Source organism: Frankia nepalensis (assembly GCF_016786325.1).
In the GTDB taxonomy this organism is placed as follows: domain Bacteria; phylum Actinomycetota; class Actinomycetes; order Frankiales; family Frankiaceae; genus Pseudofrankia; species Pseudofrankia nepalensis.
The window spans coordinates 13,850-40,158 of sequence record NZ_JADWYU010000126.1; the positions used below are offsets into that span (position 1 = coordinate 13,850).

The following is a 26,309-nucleotide window of genomic DNA, read 5'->3' on the forward strand; positions in this document are numbered from 1 at the left end:
ACGTTAGCGACGGAACGTCGCCTCCACATCGTGAACTTGCGCTCAGGCGAAACCTCGCGGCGCCCACCGGGGCTCGCGGGTCGCCGTGGCGAGGGCTCACGGTCGTCGCGGCGCCGCCGCGTCGGCCAGCCGGCCGGCCCGCGCCGTTCCCGCGGGAAGGGGCGGGGTGTCACGAATCCGGAACGCGCGCTGTGTACCGTCCCGGGGGTGCCCGCGCGTCCTGCGGCCAGCGCCAGCGCGCGGTCCGGGCGGCGGGCGGGCGGTACGGGCCGAGGGCGGCCGTCTGGATGGGCCAGTGAGTCGGGTGGGAAGGGTACGGGTACGCACGTGACACAGCCGGGGATCTTCGCGCTTGGGACGCCGGAGCACTCCTACCTGGAGCTGGACCTCGTCGACGGCGCGTCGGCCGTCGACCTCGTGAAGGCGGTCGCCGGGCTCGCCGGGCCGCTGTCGACCGGCGGCGGCGTCAACCTGGTCGCTGGCTTCCGCCCTGAGTTGTGGGCGCGGATCCGGCCCGACGGCCTGCCGGCGGGTGTCACCGGTTTCAACGAGCCGATCGTCGGCGTCGACGGGTTCCAGATGCCGGCTACCCAGCGCGACGCCTTCGTGTGGATCGCCGGCCCCAACCGGACCGCTGTCTACACCAACGCCCTCGAGGTCGTCGGCGCGCTCGTCGGCGTCGCGACCGTCGCCACGGAGCTCGGCGGCTGGGTCTACGCGCACGACCGCGACCTGACCGGTTTCATCGACGGCACCGAGAACCCGTCGCTGCTCGACGCCGCGGCCGTCGCCGTCGTCGGCGACGGGCCGGGGGCGGGCGGCAGCGTGCTGCTGTTCCAGCGGTGGTCGCACGACAGCCTGGCCTTCGAGTCGCTCAGCGTGCCGGAGCAGGAGAAGGTCATCGGCCGGACCAAGCTCGACAGCGTCGAGCTTGGCGAGGACGTCATGCCGGCGACCTCGCACGTCTCGCGCACGGTCGTCGAGGAGGACGGCGAGGAGTTGGAGATCTTCCGCCGTAACACCGCCTACGGCACGGTCACCGACCACGGCACCGTCTTCGTCGGTTTCGCGGCCCAGCAGCGCGTCCTCGACCTGATGCTGCGCCGGATGGCCGGCGCGACCGAGGACGGCCTGCGCGACGCTCTCACCCGCTACACGACCCCGGTGAGCGGCGCCTACTACTTCATCCCGTCGGTCGCCGCTCTCGCTGGTTTCGCCCCGGAGGACGCGGACTGAGCCCACAGCGCTCGTTCCACCGGTGAGAGTCTCCGGCCACCGGGGCGCGGCTTCGTCCCGGGCAATCAGCGGCGGCTCGCGGGGCTAGCCCGTAGGCTGACGACCTCGTGGAGAACTGGGAGATTGTCGCCCGCGAGCAGGTGCGGGACACGGTGGCGGCTTACAACCACAGCGGGGACCGGTTCCTGCTCGAGGAACTCGCTGCCTGCTTCACCGAGGACGGCGTGCTGGAGTCCAAGGGTGACTGGGTCGCGCGGGGCCGCAAGGAGATCATCGCCACGCTCTCCGGCGTGCGGGCGACCGAGGCGGTTCCCGGCCAGGAGGGTGCAGTCGAGGCTCGCCGCCCGTCGTTTGTCCGTCACTTCCTCACGAACCTGCGGTTTGACGCGGTGAGCCCGGAGCGGATCCAGACGTCGGCCTACTTCGCGGTCCTGACGGCGGCCGGTCTCGATCACTGGGGCCGCTACCGCGACGTCCTGGTCCCCGCCGAGGGCCGCTGGCTGATCGCGCACCGCGTGGTCCGCACCGACGCGATGGTGCCCGACTCCCCGTTCCAGCGCGGCTGATCGCCGGCTGAGGCCTCGCGGCCGGGCCACCGTCCCGTCGAGGGCGGCCGGCCGCGAGTTGCCTGACCTCCGGTCAGGTGTGGACGCCGTCGACGTAGATGTCGAGCTTTTCGTCGTAGAAGCAGACCAGGCCCGCGATGCGGATGCTTTCGAAGAGCGGGGTTCGGTAGATCCAGATGACGTCCTTGTGGACGGTGCCGTTGACCTCGACCGAGAAATAGCCGGCCTCGCCCTTGTAGGGGCAGTGAGTGACGCTGTCCGACGGGCGGAGCAGCTCGGTCCGCACGTCGGAGAGCGGGAGGTAGAACCGGGGCCTGATGCCCGTCTCGAACAGCACCGTCGGGCGGGTCGACTCGGCGACCGTCACCCCGTCGATCTCGACCCGGACATGCCGGGAGCTGGACAGCACGTCGACCCGGTGGTACGGGTTGCGTGCGTGCCCGTAGACGATCTCGTCCTCCTCCAGCCAGGTGTCCATCGCGTCCCAGTCGAGTCGGACCAGGCCGCGTAGCTCCGGCATCGGGGAGTCCGGGTAGGTCGCGGCCGCGTCCTCGGCGCGCCGGCCGTCGACGACCACGTCGTGCCGAGTCGCGTCGCCGCGGCTGGGGGAGCGCGCGACCTTGCCGTTGGGTACCAGCTCGGCCCGGAAGTCCTCGGCTGGCAGGTAGTACACGGGGTAGTGCGGCCCCTCCCACACCAGCACCGGCCGGACCGTGTCGACGACGAGGGCGCCGCCGAGCAGGGCCCGCACCCGCTTGGCCCCCTGCTCCGCCCGTACTCGGCCGCGCCCGGGCCCGGCCGCGGGCTTCGCCGATCCCACCGGTGGCAACGCCGAAACGCTCGTAGAGCCAGTCGGCTCCGCGGAGGTCGAGCTGGTCGTGGAGCTTGTGGTCGTCATACGTCCATTCCTCCGTCGTCCGCTCCTTGACGCAACCGTTGGGCCGGCCGTGTGCTTCCCTCCGGACTGGCCGGTCAGCGCGGTTCGGTGCCCAGGCCGGCCTGCCGGTCGGTGCGCGGGGCCAGCCAGTCGGGCCAGGGGACCGCCGGGTTGGGCAGGGGCCGCGCGCCGCGGTTGGCGAGCAGCCGGGCGAAGCCCTCCGGGTCGGCGGGGACGGCCCGCGGGTCGCCCGTCATGATCTCGTAGAGCGTGGCGCCCTCGGGTCCCGCGACCAGTGGGCCGAAGACGGCGCCGTGCTCCAGGGTGAGGTGCGTGCCGGCCGGGCAGGGCCGGTCGCCGACCAGCACCTCGCCGGCGACGACGAAGACGAAATGGTCCGACATGTGGCCGTGCCGCTCGACGACCATCCCCGGGTCGTAGCGCGCGTAGATGACCATCCGCTCCGGCGACCACTCCAGGAACTTCTCCCAGACGGACACCCGCCGCCCGCCCGGGTGCTCCTGGGCCTTGACCTCGTGCCATGGCACGTCGCCGACAGAGACGATCTTCAGTTCGGGCACGGTGCCTCCAGACCGCGTGGCGGATGACCAGATGATCGATGTGACCTGGGTCTCGACAGGTCGCTTTGTGAAAAGTAACTTTCCAAAAAGCGATCCGCAATCCCGCTCGCCGGGGCTCCATCTCTCGCCAGCGGACCTCGTCCGCAGACAAGGGGGCCGGCCATGGCCGTCACCGACATCACCGCGCCCACGCCCGCGTCCGCCGCCGGCTCCGTGACGCCGGCGCCGGAGGACCTACCCAAGATCATCTCGGTGGACGACCACATTCTCGAGCCGCGGGACCTGTGGCAGCGGGAGCTACCGGCCGCGATGCGCGAGCGCGGGCCGAAGGTCGTCCGCGACAAGCTCAAGCTGCACTTCTCCGGCGGGCACTACGGCTTCACCCGGGGCGCCGAGGACGGCCGCTGGTGCGACCTGTGGATCTACGACGACCTCGTCTACCCGACCGGCCTGCTGCACGCCTCCGCCGGCGTCCCCGCCGCGGAGGTGAAGAACCTCCCCGCCGTCTACGAGGACTTCCGCCCCGGCACCTATGACCGCGACGCGCGGCTGGCCGACATGGACGTCAACCACGTCGAGGCGGCGATCAACTTCCCGAACACCTTCCCCCGGTTCTGCGGCCAGGGGTTCGCCGAGCGTCCCGACAAGGACGTCGCGCTCGCCTGCATCCGGATCTACAACGACTGGATGATCGACGAATGGTGCGGCGGCGCCGGCCGGGGGCGGCTCGTCCCGTTGACCCTCATCCCGCTGTGGGACCCGGAGCTCGCCGCCGCCGAGGTGCGCCGCTGCGCCGCCAAGGGCTCGTACGCGATCGCCTTCTCCGAGAACCCGAGCAGGCTCGGGTTCGCCTCCATCCACTCCGGTGCCTGGGACGTGCTGTGGCGGGCCTGCGAGGAGACCGGCACCGTCGTGACGATGCACATCGGCTCGTCGTCGACCATGCCGTCCACCTCGCCGGACGCCCCGCTGGCCGTCAGCATGTCGCTGTCGTCGCAGAACGCCGAGGGTTCGCTGTGTGACTGGATCTTCTCGGGCACGCTCGACCGGTTCCCGGGCCTGACCATCGTGTACGCCGAGAGCCAGGTCGGCTGGATGCCGTACCTGCTGGAGCGGATGGACCTGGTCTGGAAGGGCGACGTCGGCGGCGGCGCGAAGCTGCCGAACCCGCCGAGCAGCTACGTGAAGGGCCGCGTCTACGGCTGCCTGTTCGACGACCAGCACGGCCTGGTGTCCCGCCATGAGGTCGGCCTCGACCAGATCGTCTTCGAGACCGACTACCCGCACACCGACGGCACGTGGCCGCACTCCCGCGCCGTCGCCCACCGGCTGTGCGCCGGGGCGGACATGGACGCCGCCGAGGTCCACAAGTTCGTCCGCGGCAACGCGATCCGCGCCTTCGGCCTGGAGCGTTTCGGAATCACGGACTGACGCGGCGCCGGGGCCGGCCGCGGGCCGCGTCTAGAGTTCCGAGACATGCCGAACGGGCGCGCGATGACCGCGACGAGCGCGACAACGGTGGCCGCGCCAGCGCGTGAGCCCGGGTGGGTCGACGAGGTCGGCCTGACCGGGGGCGCCGGCCTGCTCGCCCGGCTGGTGCGGCTCAACATGCTGGTCTCGGCGGCGCTCGACGGCCTTGTCGAGCCGTTTGGGCTGACGGTGGCCGACTACCTGGTACTCGGCACGATCCGGCACTCACCCGGTGGACAGGGCGCGCCGAGCCGGCTGTGCCGACTGCTCGGCCGCACCAGCGGCGGCATGACGCTCGCCCTTGACCGCCTGGCCGCCGCCGGTCTGGTCAGCCGCGCCCCGGACCCGACCGACCGGCGCCGGATCATCGTCGAGCTCACCGAGGCCGGCGACGTCCTGAGTCGCCGCGTCAACGACCGCCTGCACGAGTGGGAGGCCGAGCTCGCGCTCCCAGCGGCGGTGCGCGACGACCTCCACCTCACCCTGGACGTCCTTCTCGACGCCGTCGCCACCCCCGGCGCCGGGCGCCGGCCGTAGGGCCGCCGCGCGCCGCCCTTGGGCACTGCCCTCGTGGCGGGCCGCCAGCGGGCGGGCGTGGGTCAGGCCCGGCGGCGGAGGCGGAGGAGCGGGATGCGGCGGCTGCCGGCCTTCGCCTTGTACTCGCTGAAGGCGGCCGACTGGGTGGTGAAGCCCTCCCATTCGCGGTCGTAGTCGGGGCCGGTGATCTCGGTGGCGGTGACCTCGACGACGCCGCCACCGGTCTCGATCGCGACGTCGGGGTGGGCGAGGAGGTTGTGGTACCAGGCCGGGTTGGTGGGGGCGCCGGCGAACGAGGCGGCGACGACCCAGTCATCCCCGGAGCGGCGGCCCAGGACGGGGTTGACCCGTTCGGTGCCGCTGCGGGCGCCAATGGTGTGCAGCAGGATCAGGCTCCTGCCGAATCCGCCGGTGCTCACGTTCCCGTTGTTCGCCCGGAACTCGGCGATCACGGTGTCGTTCCAGTTCAACGCAGCTCGCTTCCGTAGGGAGCCGCCGGGGCTCGGGGGCGGCGCCGAGGCCGGGCGGGCCGGCGCCCGCCGCTCGGCAACCTAACTCCGGCGCCGGCCCGCCGCCCGGTGGGACGCCCTGAGGTGTTGTCCACGCCGTTGACGGGGCGCGGCCGGCGATCCGCGCGTCTCACCAGCCGGCGACCCAGGTGTACCAGGGGCCATCGAGATGGTGGTACCTCGGTGACTCGAAGGAGCCGTTCGCGAGCGCGGGGTCGGGCCCGTCCGGCAGGTAGGCGAAACCCGCGTCGTCAAACAGGGCGCCGGTTTCCTCATAGAAGATGACCGCGGTGCCGACCCGGTAGGCGCCGATGATCCGGTAGGCGCCCACCCAGGTGGGGACGTCGATGTCGTGCCATTCGGCGTCCGCGGATGCCGGGGGCAGGCCGACGACGACGGACTCGAATGCTCCGCGACTGAGATCCCACCTCACCGGCCGCGGCACGTCGGCCACGACCAGCCCGGCGACGAGCGCGCCGACCAGCGGCGCGACCGGGAACCACCAGGACCAGCGGACGCGGACCCACGTGGCGAGCGCGACGCGGACATTCCAGATGAACGCCGCGACGGCCAGCGCGAACACCGAGCTGACGGTCAACAGGAAGTCGCCCACCGGCGCGCTCGCCGCCCAGAGCAACGCCGCCGTGGGAACCACGAGGAACCCGTGGAAAACCCAGCCCGGCGGTTGCGCCCAGACGCGCAGGTACTGGCCCCGGACAGGTCGGGAAGCCTCCCTGTAGAACACGGCAATACCGTCCCACAAAGTGCGGCAATGCCGGTACTTCTCTTACTTCTCCGTGTCCGGCGAAGGCGCCGTCAGGGTGTGGCGGTGAACGGCTCGCCGTCGAAGGTGTCGAAACGGGTGAACTCCGCGACCGGGCGGCGGGTGAGCTTGGTGGCGCGCCGCTCGGGGTAGCCGAGGGCGAGGACGCCGGCGATCGCGTGGTCCGGCGGGATGGCCAGCAGCTTCGCCGCCGCCGGCTCGCGGCGGACCAGGAACGTCGTCAGCGTCCCGCCGAGCCCCTCGTCGCGCGCCGCGAGCAGGACGTTCTGCGCGAACGGGTAGACCGACCCGCCGCCGACGATGCTCGTCCGCTCCAGCTCGATGTCCATCACCGCGAGCGCGGTGAGCCGCGCGACCAAAACCAGCAGTGCGGGCGCCCGGTCGAGGTCGTCGACGAACGACATCGGCGCCGGGGTCGCCGCCGCCTGCTCGAGGTCGACGGCCGGGCCGTGCCAGCGTCCGTCCTTGCCCGGCGCGAACGGGCGCACCCCGGCCGCGACCTGCGCCCGGTACTCGCGCCAGCCCAGCACCGCCAGGTCGCGCACCGCCCGGCGGATCGCCGGGTCGCGCAGCACGAGCACCGTCCACGGCTGGGTGTTGCCGCCGCTGGGCGCGAACCGGGCGTTGTCGAGCACCCGCGCGAGCACGTCGTCGGGCACGGGCTCGTCGGTGAACGTGCGCACCGCGCCCGACGTGCGCATCGCCTCGCGCAGCTCCATCCGGCCCCGCTCCCTCTGTCTGTGCCGCTCAGCCCGTGCCGCTCAGCCTGTGCCGCCTCGGCGCGTGCCGCGCCGCGGCCGGCGTCAACCGTCGTCAGGGCACGACGGTAGCCGGGCGCGGCCTGCGCCGCGCCCGGCTGTGCCCGAAACGCCAGGACCGCGCGGGTGCCTGTACCCGCCGGTGGTCCGCGGGCCGGCGGGGCCGTGGGCCGCGTCGTCCTGTCCGACGTCAGGGGCATTCCTGTCCGACGTCAGGGCGCGCGCAGGCCGCGGTTCGTGCCCCTAACGACTGACCGGAGACCCAAGATCCCCGCGGAGGGGGTGCTGGGTCGTTGAGCGGAGGGAGTTTTCGGGAGGGGAGGGGTCAGTCCTCGTCGGGCTTGGTCTGGGGCGCCAGGAGGGGGGACTGGGTGTTGGACGGCCACTGGGGGCGGTAGTAGCCGCGGAAGTGCAGCTCGCCGCCGCGCAGTTCCCGGATGGTGAGGAAGTCGCCCTTGTAGCCGCGGTGGTCGTACGGCGCGAACGTGATGTAGGCGCCCGGGCCGCCGTTGGTGCACGGCATCCACTTGATCTTCTCCAGCCCCAGCCGGACCTCCTCCGGGGTGGGGATGGTGGCGTTCGCGATGCCGTGGATCGCGGCCCGCGCGGTGTCGTAGCCGAGCGCGACGACGACGTTGCGGGTCACCCGGCCGAAGCGTGCCTCGAAACGGCGGACCATCGCCTCGTAGTTCGGGTTCGCGCCGTCCTCGCCGAGCTGGTCGACCCCGTGCCAGCCCTCCAGGCCCTCGGCCCAGGCGTTCGAGTTCGAGTAGAACATGAACGCGGTGCCCATGAACCGCGGCGGGTCCCAGTCCAGGGCCTTGAACGCCTGGGCGAACCGGAACGTCGAGTAGCCGTAGCCCATGTAGACGATCGCCTCGGCGCCCTGGGCCCGCATCGTCTCCAGGTGCTCCTGGAAGTTCTTCGGGTTCGGCCCGAGGCTGACCTCCTTGACGATCTCGACGCCCACGTTCTGCGCCGCCGTCCGGAAGTAGTCCGAGTAGGTGTCGCCCGACGACCCCTTCTCCCAGAAGAAGCCGACCTTGGTGTGGCCCTGCTGGGCGCACCAGTTCGCGCCCATCACCGACTCGGTCGGGATGTCGCCGTTGGCGACGGTGAAACAGTAGTCACCGGCGAACTTGACGGACCCGGTCCAGCCGATGCAGGACACCCCGGTCCTGTTCGCGGTGTCCATCAGGTTCAGCGAGTTGTCCGAGATCATCGGGCCGAGCACGACGACGCAGCCGTCGTCGACCAGCTTCTGGTAGCCGCGGCGGACCTTGAGGTAGTTCTCTCGCGGCAGCCCGCGCGCGTCCGCCGTGATGATCTCGACCGGCCGGTCGTAGACGCCCTCGTTGAGCGCGTCCTCGACGGCGAGGATCGTGGAGTCGACCCAGTCGGACAGCAGCTGACCGAGGTCCATGTCGACCAGGATGCCGATCTTCACCGGCTCGAACGGGTCACCCTGGGAGACGACGCCGCGCGTCGGCGGGTAGACGACGATCGACTCGACCGCCTTCTCGCCGATCCGCCCGCCGCCCTCGTACCAACGACCGTCCGGGTCGTTGTAGGTCACGGTGTCCGTGCCGCGCTCGACCGTGGAGACGGCCCGGTCCGACCGGGCGATCCCGTGGTCCACCGGCGCGGGGAACAGCCGCTCGGCGTACCGCGGGGCCGTCCGCTCCTGAGGTGAGTCCTGCTCGCTCATCTATGACTCCTCGCCGCTTGCCGCTCGCCGCGCCGCTGAGCACGCGCATCATTTGAATGATCGTTCATCCTGGAGAATTGCTGCTCAGGCGCTACGTCTACCATCCGTCCCGCCATGCCGGCAAGGTGTCGCCACCGGTCGGCTGGCATGGCCGGGCCGCCGCGGGTGGCGGCGCCTGACGTCCTCCCCCGGACCTCCGCGAAACCGCCGACCCGGCGGGTCGCCGTTGGCGAACCTCAGGGCCCCGTCGGCCGGACACCAGCCTGACCGCGGCGCCCGGTGGCGGATCTCGAGAATCAGGGGTGGGCACAGTGGGACTATTGAGCTAATCTCCGGAACCGGAGGCCGCGATGCTGTCGAGGGCTTGGCCCTCGCTCGGCCGTGCCGGGGCGTGTCCGACCGGGCACTGGGGCTGGCGAGCGGTCCGTTCGGCAGAGAAAGGGCGGTTTGTGTCACTGTGGGTGATCCAGGTTTAGCCGATACGTCCTCGCGCGTTCGGACTATTAGTCCGAACCAGGAGGCCACTGGTGGCGAAGTCGGCGGCGCCGCGGGCGACCTGCTGCGGCCGCAGGCCGGCGGTCTCCCGTTCGCGCCGCGCACGCCGCTCACCGAGCCGTTCTGGGCGGGCTGTGCCCGCGGCGAGCTGCTGTTCCAGCGCTGCGCGGACTGCCGCGCTCCCGGCTTCCCGCCGGCGGAGGCCTGCCGAGCCTGCCTGTCGCGCGCCGTGCGCTGGGAGCTCTCGACGGGCCTCGGCGCGCTCTACAGCTGGACCGTCGTCCGCCGGCCGGTGAGTCCCGCGTTCCGAGTCCCCTACGCGCCGGCGATCGTCACCCTCGACGAGGGCTACCAGATGATGACCTGCCTGATCGGCCTCGACGCCGCCGACATCCGGCCCGGGATGCGGCTGAGGGCCGCCTTCCACCTCGTCGACCCGGCGGGGCCGTCGACGGTGGCGGTGGCGCTGCCGTACTTCGGACCGGACGCCCCCGCCTGATTCCGCCTGATTCCGCGATCTCACCCAACGGAGGCAGTCATGAAGCCCGACGAGCTGATCCTGGTCAGCGTCGACGACCACATCGCCGAGCCGGCCAGCATGTTCGACGCGCACGTCCCGGCGAAGTACGCCGAGTTCGCCCCGCGGGTGGTCGATGAGCCTGGTGGCGTGCAGCAGTGGTACTACGGCGCCTTACGCGGGCGGAACCTGGGCCTGAACGCGGTCGCCGGCAAGCCGCCGGAGATGTTCAACGTCGACGCGAGCCGCTACGACGAGATGCGCCCCGGCTGCTACGACGTGCACGAACGGGTCCGCGACATGAGCGCCGGCGGCCAGCTGGCCGGGCTGAACTTCCCGAACTGGACCGGCTTCTCCGGCCAGGTCCTCAACCAGGGCCCGGACCGGGACGTCAACCTCGTCATGATCAAGGCGTACAACGACTGGCACGTCGACGAGTGGTGCGGCGCCTACCCCGACCGGTTCATTCCCTGCGGCATCCTGCCGCTCTTCGACGTCGAGGAGGCGGCCCGCGAGATCCACCGCCTCGCCGACAAGGGCTGCCACGCGGTCACGTTCTCGGAGAACCCCGAGGCGCTGAAGATGCCGAGCATCCACAGCGGCTACTGGGCCCCGCTGTTCCGCGCCGCCTGCGACACCGGCACCGTGCTGTGCCTGCACCTCGGCTCGTCGTCGCGCTCGCCGATGTACTCCTCGGACGCCCCGGCCAGCGTCAACATGACCGGCTCGTCGATCGCGTCGATCTTCTCGTTCGCCGAGCTCGTGTGGGCCGAGTTCTGGGCGGACTTCCCGGATCTGCGGATGGCGCTCACCGAGGGCGACATCGGCTGGATCCCTTACTTCCTGTGGCGCGCGGAGCACGTCGGCCGCCGCCACTCCGGCTGGACCCGGCCCACGTTCCCCGCCGGGATGTCCGGCCCGGCGGACGTCTTCCGCAAGCACATCCTGACCTGCTTCATCAGCGACACCGTCGGCCCGCGGCTGCTCGACTGGTTCGACGTCGGCAACGTCTGCTGGGAGTCCGACTTCCCGCATTCGGACTCCAGCTGGCCGAACGCCCCCGAGGACATCATCGCGAACCTCGGCCACCTGACCGACGACGTCATCAACAAGATCACGTACGAGAACGCGCTGCGGCACTTCCAGTTCGACCCGTTCGCCACCCGCCAGCGCGAACGCTGCACGGCCGGCGCGCTGCGCGCGGAGGCGACCGACGTCGACGTCGTCACCCACGTCGGGCGCGCGGCCGACGAACGCGACCTCGCGACCTGGAAGCGGATCACCAACCGCGCGGCGCCCTCCTTCCCCGCGGCGCCGGCCGCGCCGGCCGCGCCCCGGGCATAGGGCCGGTCGATGACGCCCGAGCACGAGACGGCGCTGGACCACGCGGCGGCGGCGGAGCACGAGACCGTGTCGAAACGCAGGACCGCGTCGACACACGGGACCGCGTCGTGGGCCGGTGAGCCGCCCGCGCCCGCGGCGCCGGCCGGTCCGCTCGCCGGTGTCCGCGTCCTGGAGCTGGCGACCCAGATCGCGGGGCCATACTGCGGCAAGCTGTTCGCCGACGCCGGCGCCGACGTGGTGAAGGTCGAGCCGCCCGGCGGCGACCCGATGCGCGCGTGGTCCGCGTCCGGCGCCCGCCCCACCGCCACCAGCGGCGGCGCCGACGACGGCGCGCTGTTCCGTTACCTCAACACGTCCAAGCGCTCCGTCGTCGACACCGTCGACGGTCCGGATGCCCGCGCGCTCGCCGCCGCCGCCGACCTCGTCATCGTCGGCGGCGCCCTCGCCGGCACCGGAGCCGGTGGTGCCGGAGGTGCCGCCGGTGCGGACCCCGCCGCTGTCCGCCGGCTGCACGCGGACAACCCGCGCGCGGTGGTGCTGTCGATCAGTCCGTTCGGCCTCACCGGCCCCTGGGCCGACGACGGCCGGCAGCAGGGGTCCCCGCCCGGCGCGGAGGCGCTGGGCGGGGGAGCGGTGACCGAGTTCCTCCTGCAGGCGGCGTGCGGCTCGACCGCCGGCCGAGGCGAGCCGGACGCCGCCCCGCTGCAGGCCGGCGGGCGGATCGGCGAGTGGGCGTCGGGTGCCTACGCCGCCGTCGCCGGGCTCGCCGCGCTGCGCGGCGCCCGTCGCGACGGGACCGGCGACCTCGTCGACGTGGCGATGCTCGAATGCATGACGATCATGATGGGCGGTCTGTCCGTCGTCGGCCCGACCGTCATGGGCAGGCCGACCGGCCCCGCCGGGCCCGCCCGCATCCCCGAGACGCCGTCGATCGAGCCGACCAAGGACGGCCTGGTCGGCTTCTGCACGATCACGGCCCAGCAGTTCCAGGACTTCCTGGTCCTCATCGAACGTCCCGATCTGCTCGAAGACCGGGAGCTGGCGTCACTTGCCGGCCGGCACGCGCGCCGCGGCGAGTTCCAAGCGGCTGTGCGCGCCTGGACCACCCGGCACACCACCGAAGAGATCGTCGAGCTCGCCGCCGCGCTGCGTGTCCCGGTCACCCCTGTCGGCACCCCGGAGACGGTGACGGCGATCGACCAGTTCACCGCCCGCGGCGTCTTCGTCCCGAACCCCGGCGGGGGCTTCCTCCAGCCGCGCGTCCCCTACCGGGTCGGCGACTTCCGCGGCCGCCCGGCCGCGCCCGCCCCCGCCCTCGGCGAGCACACGGACACCGTCGACTGGCCCATCCGCGCGGGAGCCGCCCCGGTGCCGCCCGCGCAGGGGACGCGCGAGCTGCCCCTGGCCGACCTGCGGATCCTGGACCTGACCGCGTTCTGGGCCGGGCCGTCGGCGACCATGCTGCTCGCCGCTCTCGGCGCGGACGTCGTCAAGGTCGAGGGCGTCTCCCGGCCCGATGGCATGCGGTTCTCCGGCGGCAAGCCGCCGAGCGAGGACCGGTGGTGGGAATGGGGGACGATGTTCCTCGCTACCAACGCCGGCAAACGCGCGGTCAGCCTGGAGCTGTCGCGGGCCGAGGGACTCGAGCTGGCCCGCCGGCTGGTCGGGGCCTGCGACGTCGTCATGGAGAACTTCTCACCCCGCGTCCTGACCAACCTCGGCCTGGACTGGGAGACCGTGCGCGCCGCGAACCCGGCGGCCGTGCTGACCCGGATGCCGGCCTTCGGCCTCGACGGCCCGTGGCGGGACCGCACCGGATTCGCCCAGACGATGGAACAGGCCAGCGGCATGGCCTGGCTCACCGGCACCGCCGCCGGCCTGCCGGTGATCCCGCGCGGCGCCTGCGACCCGATCGCCGGCCTGCACGCCGCGTTCGCCACGCTGGTCGCGCTCGCGGCCCGGGACCGCGACGAGGGCGCCGGCGCCCTCGTCGAGGCGACGATGGTCGAGTCCGTGCTGAACGTGGCCGCCGAGCTGACCGTCGAGTACACGGCGAACGGCGCGTCGCTGCGCCGCGACGGCAACCGCGGGCCGCTGGCCGCGCCCCAGGGCGTGTATCGGTGCGCCCCAGGCCCGTTCTTGGCCGGCGGAGACTCCGGCCCGTTCTTGGCCGGCGGAGACTCCGGCCCGTTCTTGGCCGGCGGAGACTCCGGCCCGTTCCCGGCCTCCGCGGACCCAGCCCTGGGCTCGGGCCCGGCCGCCACCGGCACGGCCTCGGACGCGTGGATCGCGCTCGCCGTCACCGACGACGCCCAGTGGGCGGCGCTGTGCCGGCTGCTCGACCGCGCGGACCTGGCGGCCGACCCCGCGCTCGCGACGTTCGCCGGCCGGCGGGCCACCGCCTGCCACGACCGTCTCGACGAGGCGATCGGCGCCTGGGCGGCCGCGCTCGACCGCCCCCGCGCGCTCGCCGCGCTCGCCGCCGCCGGCATCCCGGCCGCTCCCGTCACCCCGGCCGCCGACCTGCTCGCCAACCCGCAGCTGGCCGCCCGCGGCTTCTTCGAGCGGCTTTCGCACCCGGTGGTCGGCGAGCACCCGATGCCCGGGGTGGCGTTCCGGCTCGCGAGCCACCCCGGCCCGCTGCTGCGCCGCCCGTCACCGGTCTTCGGCCAGCACGACGACGAGGTCTACGGCGGCCTGCTCGGGCTCACCGGCGCCGAGATCGCCGGCCTGCGGGAGCGTGGCGTGATCGCCGACCGGCCGGCCGGCGTATGACGACGCGAGCCGGGACCCTACGAACCATGACGACGCGAGCCACGACGACGCCAACCACGACGACGCGGGAGACGACCACGCGAGACACGCCCGACACGAACACGCCCGACACGAACACGTCCGACACGAACACGTCCGACACGAACACGTCCGACACGGCGGTTACGGGCGCGGGTTCGACGGGCGCCGGGGCGGGCGCCCGGACAGCCGGCCGGCGGGACGGTGACGGGCTGCCGCCGACCGGGTACGCGGTGCTCGGGCTGCTGGCCGTGGCGGACGTCCCGCTGTCGGCGGTCGAGCTGAAGACCCGCGCGGACTTCAGCCTGCGGTTCTTCTACTGGGCGCCCGCGATCAGCCACATCCGCAAGGAGCTCACCCGGCTGGAGGAGCTGGGCCTGGTCACGTCAGGGCCGGCGCCCGCCCGCCGGGTGCGGCGGACGTTCGTTCACGAGATCACCCCGGCCGGCCGCGCGGTGCTGCGCGACTGGCTGCACGAGGTGGCCGACGACGAGCCGGTCGTCGTCAAACACCCGGTGCTGCTGCGGGTGTGGCTCGGCGCCGAGATGGAGCCGGAACGGGTCGTGGAGATCCTCGACCGCTACCTGGACCAGACCCGCGCGGCCATCGACGAGCTGCGCTGGGGCCGGCGCCGGGCCCGCGAGGTGCGGCTGGACGAGCGGCCCGAGCTGCGGTACTCCCGCGCCGTCGGCGACTACGTGCTGCGCCGGATGTACGCGGAGCTCGCGAACGTCGCGCAGCTGCGTGACGAGATCGCCGCCGTGCCCACCACCCCGAGGCCCCCGTTCGCCGGGCCGCCGCCGCTGCACGACTACGACCGCGACGGGCACGGTGACCGTGACGGGCACGGCGACCGTGACGGGCATGGACATCACGGCGAGCGCCGCCGTGACGGCGAGCACGGCCACGAGAGCGGCCGCGACGGCGACGCCGGCCCGGTGGGGGAGAGGAGCTGAGGGTGGTACGTCCGAGGCCGGCCGCGATCGCCGGCGTCTACAACACCGTTCAGGCCAGGCGGCTGCCCGATCAGACGCCCACGACCCTGCTGCTCGACGCGGTCGCCGGCGTGCTCGCCGACGCGGGGCTGACCCTCGCCGACGTCGACGGCCTGTCCACTCCCGGCATGGCCGGCGGACTCGTCTACGACCTCGGCCTCGGCCCCGCCTGGCAGGGCGCCCAGCCCGGCATCGGGGCGGTGCTGGAGGCGGCCGCGGCGATCGGCGCCGGTCTGGCGGACACGGTCCTCGTCGTCTCCGCCGACGCGGGTACCTACACCGAGCGTGCCTCGACCGCGCCCTGGACCCGCCCGGAGAACGAGTTCGTCATCCCCTGGGGCCTGTTCACCGCCGCCGAGTTCGCGCTCGTCGCCCGCCGGCACATGACCGAGTACGGCACCACGCCGGAGCAGCTCGCGACGGTCGCGGCGACCATCCGCAACAACGGCCACGCCAACCCGGCCGCGGTCTACGCGGGCCGCGGCCCCTACACGGCCGCCGACGTGCTCGCCTCCCGGATGGTGGCCGACCCGTTCCACCTGCTCGACTGCTCGACGACCTCCGAGGGCGGCTGCGCGCTGCTGCTGACGACCGCCGAGCGCGCCGCCGACCTGGCCCGCCCGCCGGTGCGCGTGCTCGCCGGCGGCGCCGACCACTTCGGCCCCAGCTACCGCTACCCGCCGGCCTGGGACCACACCGGCCATGCCCGCCGCGCGGGCGCGTCCGGCGCGTCCGGCGCCGAGGTCCCGGTGAACGGCCAGGTCGGGCGCCGCGCGTTCGAGCGGGCGCTCGCGACCGCCGGCCTGCGCCGCGACGAGGTCGACGTGCTGGAGCTCTACGACCCGTTCTCGTTCGAGATCATCCGTCAGCTGGAGGCGTTCGGCTTCTGCGGCCCGGGGGAGGGCGGCCCGTTCGTCGAGGACGGCCACATCGCCATCACCGGCAGTCATCCGGTCACCACCGACGGCGGCACGATGTCGTTCAGCCATGCCGGCTCGTCGGTCCAGATGCTGCAGCGCGTCATCCGTGGCGCCCAGCAGCTGCGCGGCGAGGCCGGCCGGGCCCTTCAGGTTCGAGACGCCCGCGTCGCCCTGTGCACGGCGGGCGGCGCCGGCGCGCTGTTCCTGCACCTCGTCCTTCTCGGCCGCGACCGGCCCTGACGACCGGCCCCCATGACCGGCAGTAGTTCCCCTTCACGCCCGGAGGCAGCCGTGGGCACCACTCCCACCGTCAGCGACGCCGCGCTCGACCCGAGCCTCTTCTTACCCGAGCCGGAGCCCCGCGAGGTCCGCTACACGATCATCTCGGTGGACGACCACGTGGTGGAGCCACCGCATCTGTTCGCCGGCCGCGTCCCGGCGCGGTTCGCCGACGCGGCGCCGCGGATCGTCGAGACCGAGCGTGGGCACCAGGTCTGGCGGTTCGAGGACGCGACGTTCACCCAGGTCGGCATGAACGCCGTCGCCGGCCGGCGGCCGGAGACGGTGAAGGTCGAGCCGTTCCGGTTCGAGCACATGCGGCCCGGCTGTTACGACATCCATGCCCGGGTGCGGGACATGGACACCAGCGGGGTGTGGGCGTCGGTGAACTTCCCGTCGCAGATCACCGGGTTCTGCGGCCGGGTCTTCTTCAACGCCCGTGACCAGGAGCTGGGTCTGGCCTGCGTGCGGGCCTGGAACGACTGGTTGTACGAGGAGTGGTTCCAGGCCTATCCCGAGCGGGTCGTCCCGATGGGCATCACCCATCTGTCCGACCCGGATCTCGCCGTCGCCGAGATCCGGCGCAACGCCGCGCGCGGGTTCACCGCGGTCACCTTCCCGGAGCGCCCGCACCGCATCGGCCTGCCGTCGCTGTGGGACCGCGACCACTGGGACCCGATCATCGCGGCCTGCGTCGAGACGGACACCGTCGTCACGCTGCACGTCGGCAGCGCCGGCCTGTCCGAGGCGCCGCCCGGCGCGCCGGGCCTGCAGCTCGGCTCGACCCTGTTCGGCCAGGCGTCGCTCACCGCGTGCGCCGAGTGGCTGTGGTCGGCCTACCCGGTCCGCTTCCCGGCTCTGAAGATCGCGATGAGCGAGGGCGGGATCGGCTGGGTCGCGATGCTGCTCGACCGGCTGGACAACATCGTCGACCGGTCCGGCTACGGCGTCGGCTGGGACCTGCGCCCCGCCGAGGTGCTGCGCCGCAACTTCTGGTTCTGCACGCTCGACGACCCGTCGACCATCGACACCCGCCACCGCATCGGCGTCGAGAACATCATGGTCGAGACCGACTACCCGCACGGCGACGGCACCTGGCCCGACACCCAGCGGGTCCTGGCCGACGCCTGGGGGCACATCCCGGCCGCCGAGATCCGGGCGATGTGCTGCGAGAACGCCGCAGGCCTGTTCCGCCACCCGCTCCCGCCGTCCGTCCTGCCCGCCGACCCGGCCTGAAAGGCATTCCCATGACGTTCGTCCCCACCGCCGAGAAGCTGATGCCGGAGCTGTCGACCCGCGAGGAGATCGCCCTGCTCGCCCGTGCCCTGTGGCGGGAGGGCTACAACGACCACCTTGCCGGGCACATCACGGCGTTACAGCCCGACGGCACCCTGCTGTGCAACCCATGGCTGGTCCGCTGGGACGAGCTGCGCCCCGAGCAGATCATCCGGATCGACCTCGCCGGCAACCTGCTCGAGGGCGACTGGCCGGTCCCGCTCGGCATCCCGCTGCACCTCGCGCTGCACGCCGCGCGCGCCGACGTCACCTGGGCCGTCCACAACCATCCGCTCTACGGCACCGTCTGGGCCGACATGGGGGAGATCCCGCCGATCTACGACCAGAGCTCGGCACTCGGCGGCGGTGGCGACCTCGTGCTGGTCAACGAGTACGAGGGCCCGGTCAACGACGCCGCGACCGCCCGCGGCGCCGTCGACGCGATGGGCGGCGGCCATCTCGCGCTGCTCGCCGGCCACGGCGTCTTCGTGCTCGGCACCTCGGCCCGCTCGGTGTTCCAGCGGGCCGTGGCGCTCGAACAGCGCTGCCAGCGCGCCTGGCACGTCCGCGCGGCGGGCGCCACCCCGAGCCAGGTGCTGCCCGCCGGCTTCCTGAACCACATGAGGAACTCCGACGGCGACGGCTTCATCGGCTTCTGGGAGACCGCCGTCCGCGCCGAGCTGCGCGCCGACCCCACCCTCCTCGACACCCGCTGACCGCCACGCGCGTCCGGGCTCCCTGTCGGACATGATCGCCGTTTCTGCCCTCCGGGGGTCGTGAACAGGGCCTCATCACAACCCCGTTGGGGCACTATCGGCGATCCTGCATGCAGGGCGACGCTAGAAGATCTTTCCGATGTCCTGGCTGACGATCCTGGCCATGCTGTGCTCGGCCAGGGCCGCGATGGTCATGGAGGGGTTGCAGGCGCCGGTGGAGCCCGGGATGCGGGCGCCGTCGAGGACGTACAGGCCGCGGTGGCCGAGGACGCGGCCGTAGAGGTCGACCGCCGCTCCCATGGGGACCCCGCCCAGCGCGTGCCAGGTCGACGGCTCGGTGAGGTTCGTATCGATCATCAGGCCGCCGCCCGTCAGCGCGATCCCCGCCATGCGGGCGGCGATCAGGGTCTGGAGCGCCGCGTCCGCCGTCGTCGGCCAGGTCAGCTTGGCGTCGTCCTTCGCCGCGTCGTAGGTCCAGGTGCCGGCGGCTGGGACGATCCCGAAGCCGACCACGGTCATCAGCCGGTTGATACCGGCCAGCAGCGGCGGCGCGCCGGCATGGATGATGGTGAGCGGTATCGGGCTGTTCGGGTCGGTGGCGCCGACGCAGGCCGGACCTCCCTGCTGGGTGCCGGGGTTGTCCCACATGCCGACCCATTCGTAGATCCGGTCGCCGTTGTTTCCCCACTGGGTGCCGATCGCGTCGGGAAGGTTCGGAATCAGGTTCTTGGCGCGCGCCTTGACCAGCAGCCGGGTCGTGCCGGGCGAGCCGGCGTTGAGGAAAACCGCGTCCGCGATGATTCTTTTCTGTTCCCGCACGACGCCGCCGGTGTCGATGCGGTCGACGGACAGCACCCACTTCTTGTTCGCGTCCAGGGCGACGTCCCGCACGACGTGAAGGGTCTCGACCCGCACTTTTCCCGTCGCCTCGGCGGCGGCGAGATAGGTGACGTCGATCGAGTGCTTGCCGCCGTTGTTGACGCCGAAGGCGATGTCGCTGTTGGTGTAGGCCGCGTTGTACTGACCGGAGAGCTCCCCGCGCACGAAGTTCCAGTCGACCGGCAGCGGCACCCGGAACGTCCGCAGCCCCGACCTGGGCGCGACCTTCAGGAAGATCCGGGAAGAGGTGTACGGGGACGTGTTGAGCACGTCGTCGGGAACCGTGGAGATCCCCAGCATCGAGGCGACCGTGGGATAGCACCACTGGTTCAGCTCGTCGTACAGGCCGGCGGCCATCGGCATGGACTTGGCGAAGTTCGTCTTCGTCGGCTGCAGGGTCATGCCGTGGTACATGATCGAGCCGCCGCCGACGCAGGCCCCGCAGTTGACGGTCATTCCCGAGCCCTTGATGACCTCGAGCACCCCGGTGTACAGCGGCCAGGTCTGGTCGCCCCCCGGGACGAGGCTCGCGAAGCTGGGCAGCGGCGGCCGGTCGGACAGCCAGGCCGACCGGTTGTCGAGGTTCGCGAGTGTCGCGAAGGTGTTGGAGTTCGGCCCGGTCGGCCACCGCAGGCCACGTTCCAGGACGAGGGCCGACACGCCGGCCTTGGCGAGCCGCAGCGCGGTCACGCCTCCGCCGAAGCCGGTTCCGACGACCACGACCCGTTCGCGCTGCTCGGTCGTGGCGGCCCGGGCTGCTCCGGCACCGGTCACCAGCCCGCCAAGCGTGGCCGCGCCCAGCGCGGCGCCGGCGCCCGCGGTGCCCGCGAACCTCCGGCGGGTGACCCCCGCGGCCGAAGGCGTGGTGGTGGGCGCCGATAACTCGGTGGAAGCGTTTTCAGGCATGGTTGGCTCCAGATCGCGGGATCGGAATGCGTGGGCCTGGCCCAGGCACGGCGAATGGCGCCGCCGGGCGCGGCGAAGGAGGGTGCTGGCGGCACCCGGCCTGGATTTCTCCTGAAATCAGGCCGATTGGCGGGAGCGGCAGCGCTGATGGGATGCCAAAGTTCTTCCAAACCATGCTGACGGGTTTTGGAAGACAACTGACGAAAGCCGGTTCCGCTGGGCCTGGTCGCCACGCCACACTTGGGGAGGAGCTTTGGCGACCTTTTGGGCGGGATGTCGATTACATGGATAACACCGTCTGATCAACCGGTCAAGGGGAGGGTTCTCGAGCCCTCGGGGTGCGACGGTTGCGCGGGCAACATTTGACTTCGTGGCGCCCGCGCGGCAACGCCGCGGCCAGTTGTGCCGCGGATGACGCGAGCGTGGACAGGGCCTCGCGGAACCTGCGTGAAACCGGGCGGATCCTGGTCGACCGGATCGGTGAGGACGCCGAAGAAGGTGGGCCCGAGGTGAGTATGTTCGGCGCCGCCCCATGGACGGCCTACCCCGATCGGGGGGATTTCCGACAACCAGGCGAACCACGAGAAGGATTCGTGGCGGACGTGGCCGGGCGGTCCGTTACCGCGGCTCCTTGGTGGTCAGGGCGGCGGTAAGAAGGTCCGGGGCGGTGCCGTGGGCGTGGCTGGGATGCGAGCGGGCGAGCGTTCGCTTCGTGACGCTGGTGGCGTGGGGGTCGCGGCGGGCGAGGCGGCGGGCGACGCGGTGCGCGCTCGCGGCCGTCTGGTGGGCCGGGACGAGCGTGTGCACGAGGCCGATCTGGGCGGCGGTGGACGCGTCAGCGGGGTCGCCGAGCAGGAGCAGGTGGCGGACCCGGGAGGCGCCGACCTCGGCGACCGCCCGGCTGAGCATGCCGCTGGCGCCGACCGGGATGCCGAGCAGGGTCTCCGGCATGCGGAACGTCGCCGTCTCGGCGGCGAGGCGCAGGTCGCAGGCCAGCGCCAGGGCGACGCCCGCGCCGACGACGTCGCCGTGCAGGGCGGCGACGGTGACCTGGGCGGCGTTCTGGATGAGGCCCATCACCCGGTCGGTCTGCTCGGCGATGGCGCGCACCCGTTCCGGCGCCCACCTGGCGAGCCGGCCGAGCTCGTCCAGGTCGCCGCCGACGCAGAAGTGCTCGCCGGCGCCGGTCAGTACCACGGCGCGAACGTCGTGGGCGGCAGTGAGCGAGCTGAAGACCTCCTCGAGCGCCGTGAGCACCGCCGCGCTCAGCCGGTTGTGCCTGTCCGGGCGGTTGAGCGTCACGGTCACGACCGCCCCGTCCCGCCCGACCAGGACGGGCGGAGCCGGAACCAGGCCAGCCGTGGCCGGATGCTGGCCCTCGGCCGGGTCGGGGCCGGCGATGGTGCCGGGGGTGGCCGTGGCCGGGGGTGTCCACGGCTTCGGCGGCGCGAGTCGCACGGGCAGCGCCCGTGTGCCGCGGAAGGCCAGGTTGTCGTCGAACTCCCCCTCGCCGGCGAGCTCCAGGTCGGGGAAGCGCTCGAGGAGCATCGGGAGGAGCAGTGCCGCCTCCAGCCGGGCCAGGGGAGCGCCGAGGCAGTAGTGCGCGCCGGTCCCGAACGCGAGATTGCGCCGCGGCGGGCGGGTCAGGTCGAGGACGTGCGGGTCGGTGAAGACCGCCGGGTCCCGGTTGGCGGCGGCGAGCACCGCGTGCAGGAGCTGGCCCCCGCGGGCTGTCGTCCCGCCGGGAAGCGCGGTGTCGGCGGCGGCGTACCGGCTCACGAGCTGTGCCGGTGACACCAGGCGCAGCAGTTCCTCCACCGCGTCGCCGGCCCGTTCGGGATGTGCCGCGAGCCAGCGGGCCTGCTCGCGGTCCGCGATCAGCAGGCGCAGCCCGTCCGTCAGCAGGTCGCGGGTCGTCTCGTGGCCGGCGACCAGCAGAAGCCCGATGTTGTCTCCCGCCGCCGCGAGCACCGCGGGGTCCTGCCCCGCCGCCAGCCAGCGGCCGAGCGGGCCGTCCTGGGCCAGCCGGCGGCGGTTCGCCGGGCCGGTCAGGTGTGCCCAGTAGGCCTCCCAGAGCAGGTTGGCCCGGTGGGCGTCGTCGAGACGAGCCCGATTCGGGGAAAGGTCCAGCGCGTAGGCCAGTTCGTGACTGAGATGGCGCAGCAACGCCGCGTCCTCGGCTGGCAACCCGAGAACGTCAAGCATCACGGCCATCGGCAGCCGGGCACCGACCAGCGCGTGGAAATCCACCGTCCCGCCGGCTCGCAGCGCCCGGGCCAGGTCGTCGAGATGTCGCCCGACCTGCCGCTCGACCTGGGCCCGCCACTGGGCCATCGCCTGCGCGGTGAAGAACGGCGCGAAGGCGCGGCGCAGCGCCGGATGCGTCGGCGAGTTGGTACCGATGGTCGTCGCCGCCACGCCCTCGCTCGCCCGGCAGGCCCGCCAGCCCGGCTGGTGCCCGTCGCGCCAGGCCGCGTCGACGGCATGCCACGCCCGGTCGCCCACCACGTGCTGGCAGACCTCGTGCGAGGTGGCGAGCAGCGCGCCCCACGGCATCCGCACGACCGGCCCGAGCGCGCGCAGGCGCTCATAGACCGGGTACGGGTCGGCCCGTCCCGCCGGCGACATCAGCTCGCGGACGAGGCGGATCATCTGGCGCCGGTCGCCAGCCGGCGCGGGCGCGTCGTCGCTACTGGCGGTGCTCACGCCAACGTCCCCCCGTCGCGGCGCCGACCAGACCGGCGACCGCATACCAGGACGGTAGGAGGCGGAGGTTACTCGTGAATTACCACCCGTGGCCCTTCCGCCGCACACCGACGAAATGTCGCGACGTGCTGTGTCCTTGGGCCAGGAGACCGGTCAAACCCCTTGACCAACGGTTGATCCGCATGCGGAGCGGTGGAGCGCGCTACGGTCCGTGGAGGTCGACCGCCCGCCGGCCGGACCAGGAGCAGGCGCCGTCCGCCGAGCAGACCGCGGTCGTCGCCTGCACCCTGGCCGGGCTGATGGAACCGATCTGGCCGCCCCTGAGCTCAGGACCTGCCACTCCCGCGGGCGGCGAGCCGGGAGGGCGGGACGACCGCCCTGCCCGCGGGCGCGGCCCAGGTGCCGACGCAGCTCTCGGCCGTGATGCCGGGGCCGAATCCGGCGATCACGCCGCTCGCGCCGTGCTCGAGCGTGTTCTCCTCGAACATGCGGCGCAAAGCGTCGAAAACCACGGCGCTCGCGATGTTGCCGTGCTCGGTGAGCGTCGCCCTGCTGTAGCGGAAGTACGCCGGGTCCACTCCCAGGATGTCGCGCAGGTCGTCCAGGATGCGCGGGCCGCCGGCATGGATGATGTAGAAGTCGAGCGCCGTGGCGTCCCAGCCATGGCTGTCCGCGAGAGCGCGCAGCGCCGGCGCGAGCATCGCCATCGTTGTCGGCACCCGCTTGTCGAGGCGGAAATGGAAGCCCGTCGCCTTGACCGCGTAGGAGATCCAGCGCTCCGTGTCCGGCACGAGGTAGGAGCCGTTGCGCTCCAGCCGCACGCCGTGCCCGCCATTCCCGCGGACGACCGCGGCGGCCACCGCGTCGCCGAACAGGCCGTTGGACAGGAGCGAGCCCACGTCCCGGTCGGAGGGCTGGTAGAGCAGCGAGCAGAACTCGCAGGCGACGATGAGGACGTTCGAGCCCGGGTAGGCATTGCAGAAGTCGGCCGCGCGGTTGATCGCGGCGCCACCGGCCGCGCAGCCGAGCTGGGCGATCGGGATCTGTCGCGTGTCGTTCCGGAATCCCATGTTGTTGATCATCCATGCTGTCATCGATGGCATCAGGAAGCCGGTGCAGGAGACGAAGATGATGGCCTCGATGTCCTGAGCCCTGAGGTCGCCCGCTGCCGCGAGCGCGGCCCGCGCGACCTCGGGCACCCGCTGCCGGGCCTCCGCCGCATAGGTCGCGTTACGGGCCTCGAAACCCGGATGGCGCAGAGTCTCGGAAAGCGGGCGCACCAGGTGGCGCTTGTGCACCCCCGTGTTCTCGATGAGCTGGAGCACCAGGCCGAGCTGAGGATGGTCCGCGTGCAGCTCGCGTGCCAGATCCAGCGTTTCCCTCATCCCGATCGTATGTTCCGGCACCATGACGGCCGGGCGGCAAAGGATTGGCATGACGGACCCCTCCTCCGCGTGCGCAGGTCAGCCCAGGGGCGGGCGGGGCGCCCACGCGGCGATATCGCGGATCGCGTCGGCCTGGTGGTTCCTTCGAGCATGCCCTCGCCGAGAGTGCCAAAACGGCGCCCCTCACCCGCGCGCGAACTTCACCCGCGCGCGGTGCGGCAATCCTGTACCACGGACGAAATAAGGGAAAGGCCGACGCTTCGCGGAGCGCGCCAAAGGCGGTTCCGGATGTTCGGCGCCCGCGGTGTCGTCGGTTATGTCGATGACGTCGCTCGCCCGCCGATCCGCGCGCATTTCCGGAGATCATGAGACGCTCGAGGGCCGGCGGTTCTCCCGCTCGCCGGATCTGTGCACTTTCCAGGGATTTCTATCTATTTGCCGTGATTTCCCACGGGTCTGGCAATCTACTGGCCGGGGCAGGCCGGGGCAGGCCGGGGCAGGCCGGGGCAGGCCGGGGCAGGCCGGGGCAGGCCGGGGCAGGCCGGGGCAGGCCGGGCCGAAGATCGCCGGCCGTGCGCGACGATCGGCGCCCCGGGGTCCGCGCGCCTCTGATCCAGGGGAGCGCCAGGCGCCTACCACCTGGCACCGGGACCGGTCAGGTCCAGCTGACGGTGAGCTCGTTGCGGGCGCCGAAGAGTTCGAGTTGACCGCCGACGACGTCCTTGACGCGGTCGAGGCCCTCGGTGGTGGGGGCGGCGGCGTGCAGGAGCAGGGAGTCGCCAGTGGCGGTGAGCAGGCAGGTACCGCCGGCGATCGTGAGCATCGTGCCCTGGGTGGTCTCGACTGGCTCGACGCGCCGTCCCAGGTCGGAGGCGAGCTGCTTGAGATAGCGCGGCGCCGCGTCGGTCCTGACGCGGGCGTGGGCCTGCTGCATGTCGCTCATCGGAAGGACCTCCTTGACCCATGATGGGCCCGGTCGCCCCGGCGCGCGCGGCGAGCGGTCACCAGGGGCATACACCTTGGCTCGCGTCTCCAGGCGCGGCCGACGGGCTGACGCCGCTCCCGCGATCGCGCCCGGTCAACGGCCGGTGCCCACCCCCGTCCGGGCCGGAAGCGTGAGGACGGTCGGGTGCCCACGCCAGCGACGGCGGCGCCACCAGGCAGGAACACCTTCGACTCGAACGAGCCGCGCGACCGGTGGACGTCGTTCTCTGGCGACGCCGGCATTGGGACCGGTGACCGGTGACCGGTGGGCCGTGGCGTCGATCGGAGGAGCGGGCGGAGGCGTTCGCGGCGGTGGTCGGTTGACGCCACGGGTGCGGGCCGGAGCCGGGTTGCCAGTACGGCCCGTCGCCTGAACGGGAGACCGGGGGGATCTTGATGCGACGAACCATGGCGGCACTCGCGTCAACGGCGGCGGCCGGATGTGGACGAGCCCCGCCGGCCGCCCATATCAGGTCGACACCAATACGAACGAGGAAGAGGGTCTGCTTCCCGCCGAGGACAGGAAGAGCAAGGCCACTGTCCACGCGGCCACGCCCACGACCGTCAACGACGAAAGGCAGCCATCCGAAGAAGATCTGTGCCCTTTCTAGTGCCATGCCCGGCGACGTTCGCCCTGTGTCCGCGTGTGGCGGCGTTCTCGTCCTGTCCGACGTCAGGGGGGATCGTGTCAGACACCAGAGCCAGGACCGGCACCGTTTCGTGACCTTGACGTCTGACAGGACGTCCGGGATCCCTCAGGTGTCCGCCGCGACGTGGGAGAGGAGAGGAATCGAGGAAGAGCAACGGACGCCCTGCGGAGCCGTTCACACCCACCCCACGGGTCGTACTCGCCCACAAGAACGCCCGGTCGCTCGGGGCGCCACGCAGGCTCGTATAGCAGGCGAATTTCCTGCCGTGCTCCGAAACCCCTGCTCCTTTTCGAATCCTCACCAGACGGATCTCACGCGAACGGCAGCGGCGGGGAGGGGCCGATCACCAGTGCCGAGTCCCGGGCGGGGGGGCCCCCCCCCCCCCGGGGGGGGGGGGGGGGGGGTTTGGTGTGTGGTGGGCGGCGGGCCGGGGACTGGG

At 72.4% G+C, this 26,309-nt stretch carries 21 protein-coding genes; 11 read left to right on the plus strand and 10 right to left on the minus strand.

Going from position 1 to position 26,309, the window contains the following annotated elements; all coding sequences use genetic code 11:
* The first annotated feature begins 327 nt into the window (after nucleotides 1-327).
* Nucleotides 328-1,236: a Dyp-type peroxidase gene (locus tag I6A81_RS16680; RefSeq protein ID WP_203000796.1), complete on the plus strand. Its 909-nt coding sequence runs from the start codon at nucleotides 328-330 to the stop codon at nucleotides 1,234-1,236.
* A gap of 107 nt (nucleotides 1,237-1,343) precedes the next feature.
* Entirely contained in the window at nucleotides 1,344-1,802 is a 459-nt protein-coding gene (locus tag I6A81_RS16685) for a nuclear transport factor 2 family protein (protein ID WP_203000798.1), read from the plus strand.
* A 73-nt stretch (nucleotides 1,803-1,875) separates the two neighbouring features.
* Here the strand turns inward: I6A81_RS16685 and I6A81_RS16690 are convergent, their stop codons facing one another.
* Nucleotides 1,876-2,700 (minus strand): DUF427 domain-containing protein, encoded by an 825-nt coding sequence (locus I6A81_RS16690; RefSeq protein WP_203000800.1) that lies wholly within the window; start codon nucleotides 2,698-2,700, stop codon nucleotides 1,876-1,878.
* A gap of 74 nt (nucleotides 2,701-2,774) precedes the next feature.
* Complete coding sequence (locus I6A81_RS16695; RefSeq protein ID WP_203000802.1) at nucleotides 2,775-3,260, minus strand: cupin domain-containing protein; 486 nt, start codon at nucleotides 3,258-3,260, stop codon at nucleotides 2,775-2,777.
* Between the two features lie 162 nt (nucleotides 3,261-3,422).
* Here I6A81_RS16695 and I6A81_RS16700 point away from each other — a divergent pair, with 162 nt between their 5' ends.
* On the plus strand, nucleotides 3,423-4,691 hold the full coding sequence (locus I6A81_RS16700) for an amidohydrolase family protein (protein ID WP_203000804.1): 1,269 nt from the start codon (nucleotides 3,423-3,425) through the stop codon (nucleotides 4,689-4,691).
* A 45-nt stretch (nucleotides 4,692-4,736) separates the two neighbouring features.
* Complete coding sequence (locus I6A81_RS16705; protein WP_203000806.1) at nucleotides 4,737-5,267, plus strand: MarR family winged helix-turn-helix transcriptional regulator; 531 nt, start codon at nucleotides 4,737-4,739, stop codon at nucleotides 5,265-5,267.
* Nucleotides 5,268-5,329: 62 nt separating this feature from the next.
* Here the strand turns inward: I6A81_RS16705 and I6A81_RS16710 are convergent, their stop codons facing one another.
* The 4 genes from I6A81_RS16710 to I6A81_RS16725 form a co-directional block, all read right to left on the minus strand.
* Nucleotides 5,330-5,737 (minus strand): nitroreductase/quinone reductase family protein, encoded by a 408-nt coding sequence (locus I6A81_RS16710; RefSeq protein ID WP_203000808.1) that lies wholly within the window; start codon nucleotides 5,735-5,737, stop codon nucleotides 5,330-5,332.
* A gap of 169 nt (nucleotides 5,738-5,906) precedes the next feature.
* On the minus strand, nucleotides 5,907-6,521 hold the full coding sequence (locus tag I6A81_RS16715; RefSeq protein ID WP_203000810.1) for a hypothetical protein: 615 nt from the start codon (nucleotides 6,519-6,521) through the stop codon (nucleotides 5,907-5,909).
* 71 nt (nucleotides 6,522-6,592) lie between these two features.
* Nucleotides 6,593-7,279: a nitroreductase family protein gene (locus I6A81_RS16720; RefSeq protein ID WP_203000812.1), complete on the minus strand. Its 687-nt coding sequence runs from the start codon at nucleotides 7,277-7,279 to the stop codon at nucleotides 6,593-6,595.
* Between the two features lie 364 nt (nucleotides 7,280-7,643).
* Nucleotides 7,644-9,026, minus strand: coding sequence for an ABC transporter substrate-binding protein (locus I6A81_RS16725; RefSeq protein ID WP_203000814.1), 1,383 nt, complete (start codon nucleotides 9,024-9,026; stop codon nucleotides 7,644-7,646).
* A gap of 502 nt (nucleotides 9,027-9,528) precedes the next feature.
* On the opposite strand from I6A81_RS16725, the gene I6A81_RS16730 reads away from it, so the two are divergent.
* From I6A81_RS16730 to I6A81_RS16760, 7 genes are read left to right on the plus strand one after another with little or no spacing between them, the layout of a single operon-like run.
* Nucleotides 9,529-10,020 (plus strand): Zn-ribbon domain-containing OB-fold protein, encoded by a 492-nt coding sequence (locus tag I6A81_RS16730; protein ID WP_407661318.1) that lies wholly within the window; start codon nucleotides 9,529-9,531, stop codon nucleotides 10,018-10,020.
* A 39-nt stretch (nucleotides 10,021-10,059) separates the two neighbouring features.
* Entirely contained in the window at nucleotides 10,060-11,382 is a 1,323-nt protein-coding gene (locus I6A81_RS16735) for an amidohydrolase family protein (RefSeq protein ID WP_203000818.1), read from the plus strand.
* A gap of 9 nt (nucleotides 11,383-11,391) precedes the next feature.
* A complete protein-coding gene (locus I6A81_RS16740; protein WP_203000820.1) occupies nucleotides 11,392-14,157 on the plus strand; it encodes a CaiB/BaiF CoA-transferase family protein in 2,766 nt (921 codons plus the stop codon).
* 26 nt (nucleotides 14,158-14,183) lie between these two features.
* Nucleotides 14,184-15,131, plus strand: coding sequence for a PadR family transcriptional regulator (locus tag I6A81_RS16745; protein WP_238428449.1), 948 nt, complete (start codon nucleotides 14,184-14,186; stop codon nucleotides 15,129-15,131).
* Nucleotides 15,132-15,133: 2 nt separating this feature from the next.
* On the plus strand, nucleotides 15,134-16,330 hold the full coding sequence (locus I6A81_RS16750) for a thiolase family protein (protein ID WP_203000822.1): 1,197 nt from the start codon (nucleotides 15,134-15,136) through the stop codon (nucleotides 16,328-16,330).
* 12 nt (nucleotides 16,331-16,342) lie between these two features.
* Nucleotides 16,343-17,605 (plus strand): amidohydrolase family protein, encoded by a 1,263-nt coding sequence (locus I6A81_RS16755; protein WP_203000824.1) that lies wholly within the window; start codon nucleotides 16,343-16,345, stop codon nucleotides 17,603-17,605.
* An 11-nt stretch (nucleotides 17,606-17,616) separates the two neighbouring features.
* Nucleotides 17,617-18,360 (plus strand): class II aldolase/adducin family protein, encoded by a 744-nt coding sequence (locus I6A81_RS16760; RefSeq protein WP_203000826.1) that lies wholly within the window; start codon nucleotides 17,617-17,619, stop codon nucleotides 18,358-18,360.
* Between the two features lie 123 nt (nucleotides 18,361-18,483).
* Here the strand turns inward: I6A81_RS16760 and I6A81_RS16765 are convergent, their stop codons facing one another.
* The 4 genes from I6A81_RS16765 to I6A81_RS16780 all read right to left on the minus strand — a co-directional run bounded on the left by I6A81_RS16765 (nucleotide 18,484) and on the right by I6A81_RS16780 (nucleotide 25,179).
* Complete coding sequence (locus I6A81_RS16765; RefSeq protein WP_203000828.1) at nucleotides 18,484-20,145, minus strand: GMC oxidoreductase; 1,662 nt, start codon at nucleotides 20,143-20,145, stop codon at nucleotides 18,484-18,486.
* A 618-nt stretch (nucleotides 20,146-20,763) separates the two neighbouring features.
* Nucleotides 20,764-22,851: a cytochrome P450 gene (locus tag I6A81_RS16770; protein ID WP_203000830.1), complete on the minus strand. Its 2,088-nt coding sequence runs from the start codon at nucleotides 22,849-22,851 to the stop codon at nucleotides 20,764-20,766.
* Nucleotides 22,852-23,177: 326 nt separating this feature from the next.
* Nucleotides 23,178-24,287, minus strand: a complete 1,110-nt coding sequence (locus I6A81_RS16775; RefSeq protein ID WP_203000832.1) for a type III polyketide synthase — start codon at nucleotides 24,285-24,287, stop codon at nucleotides 23,178-23,180.
* Between the two features lie 604 nt (nucleotides 24,288-24,891).
* On the minus strand, nucleotides 24,892-25,179 hold the full coding sequence (locus tag I6A81_RS16780) for a DUF2218 domain-containing protein (protein ID WP_203000834.1): 288 nt from the start codon (nucleotides 25,177-25,179) through the stop codon (nucleotides 24,892-24,894).
* Between the last annotated feature and the right edge of the window lie 1,130 nt (nucleotides 25,180-26,309).

Bases quoted from the DNA above. Each gene is read 5' to 3' on its own strand.
- I6A81_RS16755 (WP_203000824.1), top strand. From the start codon at position 16,343: ATGACCGGCAGTAGTTCCCCTTCACGCCCGGAGGCAGCCGTGGGCACC.
- I6A81_RS16740 (WP_203000820.1), top strand. From the start codon at position 11,392: ATGACGCCCGAGCACGAGACGGCGCTGGACCACGCGGCGGCGGCGGAG.
- I6A81_RS16780 (WP_203000834.1), bottom strand. From the start codon at position 25,179: ATGAGCGACATGCAGCAGGCCCACGCCCGCGTCAGGACCGACGCGGCG.
- I6A81_RS16745 (WP_238428449.1), top strand. From the start codon at position 14,184: ATGACGACGCGAGCCACGACGACGCCAACCACGACGACGCGGGAGACG.
- I6A81_RS16720 (WP_203000812.1), bottom strand. From the start codon at position 7,279: ATGGAGCTGCGCGAGGCGATGCGCACGTCGGGCGCGGTGCGCACGTTC.
- I6A81_RS16725 (WP_203000814.1), bottom strand. From the start codon at position 9,026: ATGAGCGAGCAGGACTCACCTCAGGAGCGGACGGCCCCGCGGTACGCC.
- I6A81_RS16765 (WP_203000828.1), bottom strand. From the start codon at position 20,145: ATGCCTGAAAACGCTTCCACCGAGTTATCGGCGCCCACCACCACGCCT.
- I6A81_RS16735 (WP_203000818.1), top strand. From the start codon at position 10,060: ATGAAGCCCGACGAGCTGATCCTGGTCAGCGTCGACGACCACATCGCC.
- I6A81_RS16775 (WP_203000832.1), bottom strand. From the start codon at position 24,287: ATGCCAATCCTTTGCCGCCCGGCCGTCATGGTGCCGGAACATACGATC.
- I6A81_RS16760 (WP_203000826.1), top strand. From the start codon at position 17,617: ATGACGTTCGTCCCCACCGCCGAGAAGCTGATGCCGGAGCTGTCGACC.
- I6A81_RS16705 (WP_203000806.1), top strand. From the start codon at position 4,737: ATGCCGAACGGGCGCGCGATGACCGCGACGAGCGCGACAACGGTGGCC.
- I6A81_RS16700 (WP_203000804.1), top strand. From the start codon at position 3,423: ATGGCCGTCACCGACATCACCGCGCCCACGCCCGCGTCCGCCGCCGGC.
- I6A81_RS16690 (WP_203000800.1), bottom strand. From the start codon at position 2,700: ATGACGACCACAAGCTCCACGACCAGCTCGACCTCCGCGGAGCCGACT.